General features: G+C 67.3%; 7 protein-coding genes. 4 read left to right on the forward strand and 3 right to left on the reverse strand.

Annotation, left to right across the window (positions count from 1 at the left end):
• Positions 1-709 precede the first annotated feature (709 nt).
• Positions 710-1654 carry a prolipoprotein diacylglyceryl transferase gene (gene lgt / locus QM590_RS22095; protein ID WP_195060723.1) on the forward strand — a complete coding sequence of 315 codons (945 nt, stop codon included), beginning with the start codon at positions 710-712 and terminating at the stop codon, positions 1652-1654.
• Positions 1655-2260: 606 nt separating this feature from the next.
• Positions 2261-3157: a phosphogluconate dehydrogenase (NAD(+)-dependent, decarboxylating) gene (gene gnd / locus QM590_RS22100; protein WP_269596394.1), complete on the forward strand. Its 897-nt coding sequence runs from the start codon at positions 2261-2263 to the stop codon at positions 3155-3157.
• A 478-nt stretch (positions 3158-3635) separates the two neighbouring features.
• Here the strand turns inward: gnd and QM590_RS22105 are convergent, their stop codons facing one another.
• The 3 genes from QM590_RS22105 to QM590_RS22115 form a co-directional block, all read right to left on the reverse strand.
• Positions 3636-4043, reverse strand: coding sequence for a four-helix bundle copper-binding protein (locus QM590_RS22105; protein ID WP_195060725.1), 408 nt, complete (start codon positions 4041-4043; stop codon positions 3636-3638).
• A gap of 238 nt (positions 4044-4281) precedes the next feature.
• The gene (locus QM590_RS22110; protein WP_269596393.1) at positions 4282-5193 is read right to left on the reverse strand and encodes a DMT family transporter; all 912 of its coding nucleotides are present in this window, start codon (positions 5191-5193) and stop codon (positions 4282-4284) included.
• A 611-nt stretch (positions 5194-5804) separates the two neighbouring features.
• Positions 5805-7868 carry an NUDIX domain-containing protein gene (locus tag QM590_RS22115; RefSeq protein ID WP_269596392.1) on the reverse strand — a complete coding sequence of 688 codons (2064 nt, stop codon included), beginning with the start codon at positions 7866-7868 and terminating at the stop codon, positions 5805-5807.
• A gap of 165 nt (positions 7869-8033) precedes the next feature.
• On the opposite strand from QM590_RS22115, the gene QM590_RS22120 reads away from it, so the two are divergent.
• Positions 8034-9773 carry an alpha/beta-hydrolase family protein gene (locus tag QM590_RS22120; RefSeq protein WP_269596391.1) on the forward strand — a complete coding sequence of 580 codons (1740 nt, stop codon included), beginning with the start codon at positions 8034-8036 and terminating at the stop codon, positions 9771-9773.
• 117 nt (positions 9774-9890) lie between these two features.
• Positions 9891-10343 (forward strand): universal stress protein, encoded by a 453-nt coding sequence (locus QM590_RS22125; RefSeq protein WP_195060673.1) that lies wholly within the window; start codon positions 9891-9893, stop codon positions 10341-10343.
• The last annotated feature ends 1009 nt before the right edge of the window (positions 10344-11352 follow it).

Consider the following 11352-nt stretch of genomic DNA (forward strand, 5'->3'; position numbering starts at 1 on the left):
GGTGAGCCGGGACTCGGTACGCGACGGGCACCCACACGGTGATCGGGTCCGAGGCGATGCGGGTCGCGGCCTCGACCAGCGAGCGGATGTCGGTGGCGGCGGGGCGATGTTCAGCCGGCCTTCCTCGGCGGGGCGAGACGGTGCCACTGCCCCTCGGCGAGGCCGGAGAACCGGGAGGGTGTTCAAGCGCAGGATCTGCAGCGGCTCCGGTGCGGGGGCCGTGGAATCCGGCGTTGAGGACCTCCGCTGGGTTGGCCAAGCGGCCAGCGGGGTGCGTATCTCGTCTACCAGCTCCGAGAACGCGCGCCGCTGGTGCCCTCAACCGAGTCCCGTCGCTGAGCGAGTTGACTGCTGATGTCCGCCCGCTGGTCGAATCCACCCCGAAGCGGTTGGTAGCGGCCACTGACAATCTTGGGCGGAGACGGGCAGCTGCCGATCGGAGTCGGGCATCATGCACCAGTCCCGACGACTTCGGATTCCAGCGGCATCGTCCCGTTGCCCATCTTCAGAGAACCTTCATCAAATGAACACCTCGCCGCGGGCAGGCACAAGGCAGGATGGAGCACCGTGGCACCCGCCGGCACGCCGGCTACGCCGCCCGCGGCAGCCTGGTAGCGCCTCGCGCCCACGGTCTCCCGCGTCCTGAAGAACATTTGTCCCACACGCGTCCGCATCCAGCCGCGGCCCTGAGATGACATAGGAACAACACGTGGTCTCCATCGTCGTACCCTCCACGGCCGCCGTCTTGGCGTACCTGCCCAGCCCGCCGCAGGGGGTGTGGTATCTCGGTCCCCTCGCGCTGCGCGCCTACGCGTTGTGCATCATCGTCGGGATCGTCGTGGCGATCTTCTGGGGCAACCGCCGCTGGATTGCCCGCGGTGGTGAACCCGGCACCGTCCTCGACATCGCGGTGTGGGCGGTGCCGTTCGGGTTGATCGGCGGCCGGCTCTACCACGTGCTCACCGACTGGCCCAAGTACTTCGGCGAGGGCGCCGACCCGCTCGACGCCCTGAAGATCTGGCAGGGGGGTCTCGGTATCTGGGGCGCCGTCGCGCTCGGCGGTGTCGGCGCGTGGATCGGCTGCCGCCGCCGCGGCATCCCGCTCCCTGCATTCGGGGACGCCCTCGCCCCGGGAATCCTGCTGGCGCAAGCCATCGGCCGACTCGGCAACTGGTTCAACCAGGAGCTGTACGGTCGGGAGACCACGGTGCCGTGGGGACTCGAGATCTACGAGCGACGCACCGAGTCCGGCCTGACCGGACCCGACCTGCTCGACGGGGTCTCGACCGGCGAGGTCGTCGCGGTCGTGCATCCGGCCTTCCTGTACGAGCTGCTGTGGAATCTGCTCGTCGTCCTGCTGCTCGTCCTCGTCGACCGCAGGTTCCGGATCGGACACGGGCGGCTGTTCGCGCTCTACGTCGCTGGATACTGCGCGGGCCGGTTCTGGATCGAGCTGATGCGCTCGGATCCCGCCACCGTGATCGCCGGCATCCGCATCAACTTGTTCACCTCGGCGATCGTGTTCGTCCTCGCCGCCGCCTACGTCGTCCTCGCCCGCAAAGGCCGCGAGGCGCCCGAAGACCTCACATCCCCGCATGGACGCACCGGACCTCGAGATGAAGTTCGACGGACCACGGACGCATCGGTGCCGTAGAGGGAGAATCTGCCGGGATGAACGGGGAACCGGAACGCCCGATCCGCTTCCGACACCAGGCGATGATCGCCATCCGCTTCGCCCGCGGCGACATCGACGCGGACGACTCCCAGGCTCAACGACGCACTGCGCCCCTTGCTGATCCGACGCAACGCTCTCCTTCGACCCCCAGGAGACTATCCGTGGTCGACCTCGCGTATCGCAGAGTCCGTACTCGGTTCCGCCGTAACCTAGGAGGCCGGGCCGCATGCGGCACCCGAGAAGCGAATGACCCGGTCACCGCTTCGCCCACGTGGCCCGTCGCGTTGACGCAGAACACCGAGGATCGAACCAGGCGATGACGATGGCACAGCTCGCCCCGCGGCCGATCCAGGCTGGTCTCGGGGAACGCGGGGCGCCGACCGGGGAATACGACGCATGTGTGCCCATTCCGCGGTTGCGTGCTCGTGCCGGTGACCTGCTCGGGCTCCCGCATCCGAGCGCCGACGACCCCACCGTTGCGAAACCGACACATCATGACCCGGGGCACAGGGGCGCACCGGTGGTCGGGCCGGGACCGTGGCGGTCAAGTCCCGAGGTCCGAGCCCGCAGAGAAGAGGAGTAGCGATGCAACTGGGACTTGTGGGCCTGGGTCGGATGGGTTCGGGCATGCTTCGGCGCCTGCGTCAACGCGGCCACGACGTAATCGGGTTCGATCCGCACTCCTCCGCCAGTGATGTCACCTCCCTGGAGGCTCTCGTTCAGGCGTTGTCCGTCCCGCGCACGGTATGGGTGATGGTTCCCGCCGGCGCACCGACCCGAGAGGTGATCGGCCAACTTTCCCGGATGTTGTCCAGAGGAGATCGGGTCGTCGACGGCGGCAATACCCGATTCATCGAGGACCGAATCCATGCCGAGATCCTTGCCCACGCGGACATCCGATTGGTGGACTGTGGGGTCTCCGGAGGGGTGTGGGGGGAAGCCGACGGGTATGCGCTCATGGTCGGCGGCCACCCGACCGATGTCTCTGACCTGATGCCGATCTTCGAGGCGTTGTGTCCGGACGGTGAGCGCGCCGACTCGTTCGTCCATGCCGGGCCCCTCGGGGCAGGACACTACGCCAAGATGGTGCACAACGGCGTCGAGTACGGCTTGATGCAGGCCTATGCCGAAGGCTTCGAGCTTCTCGCCGCCGAGGAGTTGATCACCGATGTACCCGCAGTGCTGAGAGCCTGGTCGCGGGGCACCGTCGTGCGGTCGTGGCTTCTCGATCTTCTTGTCGACGCGGTGTCCGACGAAGACGAGTTCTCCCGGGTGTCGGGGTATGTGGAGGACTCCGGTGAAGGCCGCTGGACGGTCGAAGAAGCCCTCCGTCATGCTGTCCCTGCCCCCGTCATTTCCGCCGCACTGTTCGCTCGGTTCGCCTCCCGACAAAGCGATTCGCCGGCGATGAGAGCCGTGGCCGCCCTGCGTCGCCGATTCGGTGGCCACCCCGTACGCACCCACCGCCCACCGAAGGAATGACGTGGGTTGGCTTTGAGAAATGTCCGCGGCTCCACGGTGATCGCACCGTGCCACCCTGCCGTGAGTGGCACCCTTGCCATGGCGGCAAGGGCTGCGGCCACATGCATCTCCTCGGTGCTGCCGGGCACCGCAGTGGACGAGGAACCGATCGGCCAAAGCGTGCGGCGGCGACGTACTCACGTCGTTCGGATTGTGCCGTGATGATCGCAGCCCATCGCGGACACGAAGTCGACGATCGACCCGAAGCTCACGCGCCCGTCATGCCCGGTCGGGAGTGATACGTCATCCTGCGATACCGACGACCGGTGCTCTCACCGTCGAAGGGACCGAGGGCCACTGTGCCAGCGTTGGACGGTGCGGCCATAGTCCGCGCCTGTCGCCGCTCGAAGAGCGGGAAGACGGTCCTCACACCACCCTCGATGTGCAGTCGCGACCGACGAACCGCTTGACAGTCCGATCTTTTGAAGTCTGAGCCGGGTCAGCCGAGGGCGCCGATCAGATCGTGGCACGCCTGTTCACACCGTCGGCACACCTCGGCACACATGCGGCAGTGTTCGTGATGGGAGGCGTGCCGAGCACACTCGTCGCCGCACGCCTTGCACGCCGCCGCGCAGGTATCGAGGACGGACCGGGTGAGGTTGGCGTCGTAGCCGGTGTGGCGTGAGAGCACCCGCCCTGTGGTCTCACAAATGTCGGCGCAGTCCAAATCGATGCGGATGCACTTGACCAACTCGGCTGCCGCATCCTCGCTCAGACACGCATCGGCGCATGCAGTGCATACTTGCGCACACTCGATGCACGCCTCGATACAGGCGGTCAGCTTCGCTGTGTCGATCTGACCGAAGCTGTGGGGGTGGGTATCGAGCATGCTCGCTACGGTGCTCACTGGTGTCTCCTCTCGTCGATGCCGGTTGCTTTGTCGCTGGAAGCGCCCGGTTCAGATGCCGTACCCGTTCATCCGTCGCGAAAAACGAGGCGTCGTAGTTTTTGTGGTGCTGCATCCCGCGCCGACCATCTCCCAGTCCGACCATCCGGCGTGGTGTTCGACGACCGACGCGTCCTTTTTTCCGAATGCGCCGGTAGAGCCCACCCGGATCCCGGACCGATGTGTTGAGGCGCAGGGCTCACGCCCGGTCGTCGGCAGATCCGCTCGGCGATGGCCGAATCCCGCGCGGTCGTAGCGCGAGCCACAGCGCGGCCAACACTACGGACAGCCCGAGCACCGTCCAACGGTTCGGGCGCTCACCGAGCACCAAGGCTGCGAGAACAATGCCCACCACCGGCACCAGGAACGTCCACGCGGTCAGGGTGTCGAGCCGGCAATGCCGGCTCTCGGTGAACCAAGCGACGAATGCTGCGGCGGTACCTCCGACGGACATCGCACCCAGCACTGCCACAAAGCCCGGAGTCCAGGAAATGGTGGGCGCTCCTTCCGTGAGCGCCGCCCAGACGGCCAGCCCTGCTCCACCGAGCACGAAATGCCATCCGCTGGCTGCGACGACGTCGAGCCCGCCCAAACGGCGGCCCAGCAACGTGCCGGCGGTGACCGCCACCGCGGACAGCAACGCCAATACCGCCCCTTGCCCTCCGCCACCGGGCACGGCCACCACCACCAAGCCCACGAATCCTGCCGCCAGCGCTGCGACCGTGCGCGAGGAGATTCGTTCCCCGTACCACCACCACGCCGGCAGCACGATCAGCAGCGGTTGCGCGTTGGCCAGTACCGCGGCCGTGCCGGTCGACGATCCCGCCACCGAGGCGAACATCGCAGCGAACGCGAGGGTGACATTGACCGCAGCCAGTGCGGAGATCAGCAGCCACGCACGCCGCCCGCGGGGTCGAGGTCGATGTTGGACCACCGCCACCGCCAGAAGCACTCCGCCCGCCACCAGGGCACGCAGCGCCGCGAACCACAGGATCGGCGCATACTCGAGCCCCCACTGGATCCCGAGGAAGCAGGCGCCCCACGCTGCGATAATCCACGCCATACGCAGCGGTTTCGGCGCGCGCAGCTCCGGGGCGGCCTCGACAGTCATGATCTGCCGTGTATGCCTGCGGTTCGGTGTAATGGCTCCTTGTTGTCCGGTCGCGCACGGCGGGGGTATGCATCACCACGCAAGCCGAACATCCCTGTAAGACGCACTGTTTCCCTTCCGGCGATGCCTAGTCGCGCCGATTCACCGCGACGCTGTCGCCGCGGTTATCGGCACATTGCCGTCGGTCGAGTTCACGCCGTGTTCTCTAACCGGTGTCGGGTCCGGTCGAAAAGTGAGCACTTCGTCCGGCCGAGAAATGAGCGGGTTCCGGTTTCCGAGTCTGCCTCACCAGCGGCAGCAGCGGAAGGCAAGGCATTGATCAGACGGCTCGCAGCCGAAGGTATCCCGAAGGACCGGATGGTGTCGCGGTTGGGGATCTCCCGCACCACTGTGGTCAAGTCGGTGCAGTCGGCGGCACCACCGAAATACGAACGGCGGGCGGCGCCGACGTCGTTCACCCGTTCGAGGAGCGGGTGCGGGCACTGTTGGCCAGCGAGCCGCAGATCATCTGGGAAGCGGGTGGAGCAGCGCAGTGCGATTTGTGGTTCCCACCTCGCAAAATCCCGCTCGAGGACGGCACCGCCCGGTTGCTGCACCCGGTTTCACCGTGCTCAGTGGGTATGGAAGGGAAGGGGATCGGCCCCCGAAGCAGATGGCGTAAGCATTGCGATCAAGGTGTCGATCACCCACGCAGTCATCGAACCCAGCCGACTGAGGTCGTAGTCGGCTCCGTTGTCGAGGTGGTCTCGGTCCCGCTGATCGACCTGCCGGCGGGTGGCGATCCGATGTAACGGCACCTGATGGATTCCATCGACCTCGGCAAGGTTGACCGCTCCAAGGTACCCGATCCGTTTCGACCAGCCCAGAACGGGGACCACGAGGAACCGGGTTTCGGGTTCGGTCACGGCGGGCAGCACGCCGAGAATGCGGACACCGTCCTGGTTCAGGCCGATCTCTTCGCGGGCCTCCCGCAGGGCGGTCGCCACCGGTCCGCCGTCGCCAGGATCCTGGACGCCGCCGGGGAACACCAGACGTCCGGGATAGTCGTGCAGATCGGAAGTGCGTTGTGTGAGCAGCACCTGAGGACCGGTCGGTCCCTCGGTGAGCAGCACCAGCACGGCAGCGGTGCGCAGGGTGACCGCCCCCCCGCTGGGCATCTCGTTCGGCAGGTAGGGTCGCAACGTGGCTGCCAGCCGGGTGGCCCACTGCGGCATGCCGTCCACGGTGCTGTTCCGGTGCCCGGGCGAGGCCTCGTAGTCGGTGCCGATCCATCGGAGCTGTCCGGAGCGCACGTGCAAGGTGGCGATGCCGGGAGCCGTGTCGGGCGAGGTCACCTGCCGGGTCTGCTGCCCGAGTCCCGGATGGCCGAACAGTGCACGGGCAGCGCGATGTGGCGGCGGTGCACCGTTGCCGGCCCAGTCGGCGGGGTTGTTTGCTACGGCGTCGAAGGCCTGCGCCGAGCCGACCCGATGGGCGACCTGACCGGTGAAGGGGGCCAGGCTCTCGCTCATCGCCGGGACCAGCACCACGTTGGCGCCGATCTCGGCCAGAGTGTGTACTGCCTGCGGGTTGAGCAGATCCCGGCAGATCGCGAGGACCAGGTGCCACCCTTCGGCGGTGACGTACACCCGCACCTCGGGCCAGCCCTGGGGCTGGATGTCCTCCCGGATCGGTTGTTCCGCCGGCGAATGCTTGTCGTGAATCAACGGGCGGTCGTGTCCACGGATCCAGGCCAGGGCGGTGTTGCGGCGGCGTGGCGGTGATCCGTCGGCGTGATAGTAGCTGCCCGCCACCAGGATCTGGGGTCCGTCGTCTCGTTTGACCCAGTTCTGCAGGTCGTGCGCGAGGGCTTCGGTGACGCACAGTTCGGGCAGCACGACGATGGACGCGCCGGCCCGGACGGCGTCGCGGACGAGTCGGTCGAGGTGCGCACGCTGTGCGTCGAGATGCGCCGGCTGCACCGGAAACGCGGGTTGGCTGCGATCGTCGGGAAGGGTGAATTCGGTGAGGCCGCGGTTGGGGTGGCAGGTGGCAACGATCGTTTCGGTGGTGATCAGTTCGGTGGCAGTCTCGACGAGACTGTAGTCGAACACAACACGGAACTGCGTGGCCCATCCTCCGGCCAACCGGACGTGGCGGGTCTCGTCCAGCCGGTTCGCCAGCCGCCAGGGCGGCGCCGTGGGCTGCATATCCATCACCGTCCGGACGTCGGGTCCTCCGAGTGGGATCGGGTCTCCGACACCGGGCTGGTACGGGCTGCGGCGGCGGAAGGAGTCGGCGAAGAATTGCCCGTAATGGTCGTCGAGGAACTGGGCCAGCTCCCGGGCCACCACCACGGGCGCGACTGCCCCTACCGGCTGCAGCGCATCGACGAGACCGCGTCGCGTTGCCGGGTCCAGCGCCGCGGTGGCCGGACGGGAACGGGCGAGGGCGCGGAGGGGCTCGAGCATCTGGGTCACGGTGGCCTGGGTCGCGGGGTTGCCGGCCTGCTCCCACAGCACGGGATGTTCGTCACGGCACAGGTGCAGTAGATGGGTCAAGGTCACCAGAGGGTCGGGCTCGTGCTCGATTGCGGCGCGCAGCGCTGCCAGTTCCTCGGCCGGTGAATGAAGTTGCGCCACGCACGGCGAGCACGGCACGTCCTCGGCGGCCAGGACGCCGCCCGGTTCCGTCATCGAGGATCCGGTCGGGCCGGGAAGCTCACTGCAGCTCATATCGATTTATCTTGCCCTCGTCCCAGCCCCGACGCCGGGATGTGGACGTGCAGAGACTGTTCCCGGTGCCGACACGGCCGAGTCGGCCGGCGCCTACGGTCGATCGCAGACGGTTACTGTCGGCGGGTGACCGCACCAGAGATTGCCGATCGGTCCCGGCGTCATATCGGCCGCGGCGAACGTCGACGGGCGATATTGGCAGGCCCGGACGTCATCGGTCTGAGTTTTGCGCTCATGTTTCTTGCGTGGAGCCTGAGCCCGTCCTTGCTTCCGCGAGGATGGGTCGTCCAGGGTGTGCTCAGTGGGCTCGCCGGCGCCACGGGTTACGGCGTGGGCCTGGCACTGGCCTTCCCGGTCCGTCAATGGATTGTGCCGAAGTTGTCGTGGAGGCCGCTTTCCTCCCGCCGAGCGGAAAAAATCCTGCAGCTGATAGTCGTGGCCGGAGCCGCGGCGATAGTGGTCGGTACCGCATGGGGGGCCGCGGACTCGCAGCGTGATCTCGCTGTACTGGTGCAGATGCCCTCGCCCGCCACGGTGCCCTACGTGCGCACGACACTGCTCGGGGCGGCGATCTTCGGAACGGTGTTGTTTCTCGCCCGAGGACTGGCGACGATGACCCGCGGTGTGGGGCACTGGCTCCGCGGCCGAGCGCATCTGCCCCCGATCGCGGCGCATGCGGTTGTGCCGCTCGTGATGCTGCTCGTGGTGGTGTTCGCCGTCGACGAGATCGACCGGTCGGGCAGTTCCGGCGCGGCCCGCCGTGTCTTCGGCGCCCAGGACGGTACCGCGGCGGGCGTTGTCCAACCGCAGCTAACGGAGCGTTCGGGCAGTCCTGTGTCGCGGTCGGGGTGGGACACGCTCGGGATGCCGGGACAGTTGTTGGTGAGCGGCGGCCGCACCGCGATGGAGTTGGCGACGATCAACGGCGCCCCGGCCCGCGAACCGATCCGGGTGTATGCCGGTCTCGCCTCCGCTGCCGACACCGCCGCTCGGGTCGAGCTTGTCCTCGACGAACTCGACCGCACCGCGGCGTGGAATCGGAAGATCCTCGTCGTGGCCGGTACGACGGGGGCCGGGAAGCTCGATCCGATCGCCGTCGACTCCGTGGAGTTGATGTACAACGGCGACACCGCCATCGCCGCGATGCAATATTCCTCCCTGCCGAGCTGGCTTTCGCTTCTCGTCGACCGTGCGGCCGCCGACGCGGCGGGCGTCGCTCTCGTCGACGGAATCCGCCAACGGTGGTCGCAGCTTCCCCCAGACCGCCGCCCACGCCTGGTGGTCTATGGCGAGGGCCTCGGCGCGCAGTCGATCGAAGCCGCCTTCGACGGCCCCGGCGAGCTACGCCGATCGGTCGACGGGGCCTTGCTTGTGGGCCCGAACTCGGACCGGTTGTGGCGCAGCGTGAAAGATCGACGCGATCCCGGCACCACGGAGGTGCTGCCGACCTACTCCGACGGCCTCGTCATCCGATTCGCCGCCACCCGGCAGGATCTGGTGGTGCCTACCGAAAATGGGTTGCACACCACGAGCGAGCCCTGGGCACCCCCGCGCGTGCTATACCTGCAGCACAGCTCCGATCCGACGGTGTGGTGGGATCCGGCGCTGCTGTTCTCACGACCGGACTGGCTGTCCGAACCGCCGGGCGACGACCGCAGCCCCGCCATGCGCTGGTACCCCTTCGTGACGTTCGGGCAGGTCACCGCGGATCTCGTCCGGGCGACGACCTCACCACCCGGGCACGGACACAATTACGCCGACCTGATCCCCTATGCCTGGGCCGCTGTCGCGGCGCCGCAAGGGTGGAGCGAAGCAGACACCGAACGTCTCGCCCGCGCCGTAGCGGTGGCACCGCAGGACCGATGAGTGCACATTGCGGTGGCAACAGCCTCCGGACGATCCTCGGCCGAGACGCAGACGTCACCGTCGTTGATGTGACAGTCTGCAACTACGTCACTTCGTAGCACGGGAAGGGGGTGCCCGATGGACGAGGAACACACATTCCAGGTGGTCGTGGGAGTAGACGGATCACCCCAGTCATTGCTCGCCCTGGAATGGGCGGTGACAGAAGCCCGGCTGCGCCACGGGCAGCTCCGCGTGGTGACCGGATGGCAGTTTCCCGCAGTAGCGGCCGGTATGGAAAGTCTGCCAGGGGAGCCCGATGCGTTTCAGCGTGTCGCGCAACGACTCCAGGTCCGCGCCTTGCAGGAGGTGTCCTGCGACGGTGTTGCCGTCAGCAGAGAAATCCATCAGGGGCCCGCCGCAGGTGTGCTGTTGACGGCGTCGAAGGACGCAGATCTTCTGGTCGTGGGTTCCCGCGGCCACGGCGGCTTCGCCAACCTTCTGCTCGGTTCGGTGTCCAACCAGATCGCCCACCACGCCACCTGTCCGGTACTGATCATCCGGCCGAAGCGCCCGGCACGTGCTGCGATATGACTCGCCCGGTCGCGGTGCTCGGCACGCGGCCATCCTGCTGGCGGCGGGGTGAGGCGATCCGTTTCCTCGACCGCTCCAGATCGGACCGATGTCGATGCCGTCACCGGGTTCCCGAGACACCATTCCCGAATCGGGCACGGCGATGGTCGGCGACTTGGGGGTATGGCCGGGCTCGGTCGGTGTCCCGTGGCGCGACCGACGCGCCTCGCCGCTGTGGCGCCGTTCGAGTGGGTCACCGCCGACGCGACCTCGAGGGGGGTTGCCCGGCTGCGGGAATCCTCGACAATGGCAGATATTCGCGTGGCGCCGAAGTCACCGCTGCACGTGTTCCTGTAACCGCGGAGCGTGGTCCTGAACCGCGGAGCGTGGTTCTGACACCGGTCCAGCCGTTTCGGTGGCCTCACCGGTCGCACAGGTGCACGGACTGAGGATCTCGATGCCCCTTCCCGAGGTTATGAGCTAGGCGCTCATCGGACCGCTTGACGCCGCTGCGCTCTGCCACGACCAGGTACACGAAGAATGCGATAGTTGACCGCTTCCATACCGCGTACGGCATCGAAGTGTCCCGCCCGTGAAGTCTTAGCCGGGCGCGAAAACACCAGCCGGGGAGACCGGAAAAGGCCGGCCGGGTCAGGAAATAAGTGTGTGCGAGCGGCGCCCATCGAGGATCGGAGGCGCAGGACTCGCCTGTGCCTTCGAACCGTCGAAACCGAGGTGATCGAGTCCTGCGACCTGACCTCCCCTCACCACAAGGGAGGAGTGTGTTCCTTGTCATTTTACCGGTGGAAGCACGGGTTGGTAGAGGCCTGCGCGGATGTTCTTGGGAGATGCAGGGTCGACGCTGCGGTCGGCGAGAACTGCGCGAAGTGCCTACCCATCACCTCGAGCAGAGATCCGTCTCGATGGTCCGGTCGGGACAGCTGGCTTCAGGATTGTGTTTCAGTGCCCGGTGATGGGCAGTTCGATCGTAAAGCGTGCCCCACGGCCCGGCCCGTCACTGTGTGCTCGG

The organism is Rhodococcus sp. IEGM 1372 (assembly GCF_030056835.1).
Lineage (GTDB): Bacteria > Actinomycetota > Actinomycetes > Mycobacteriales > Mycobacteriaceae > Rhodococcoides.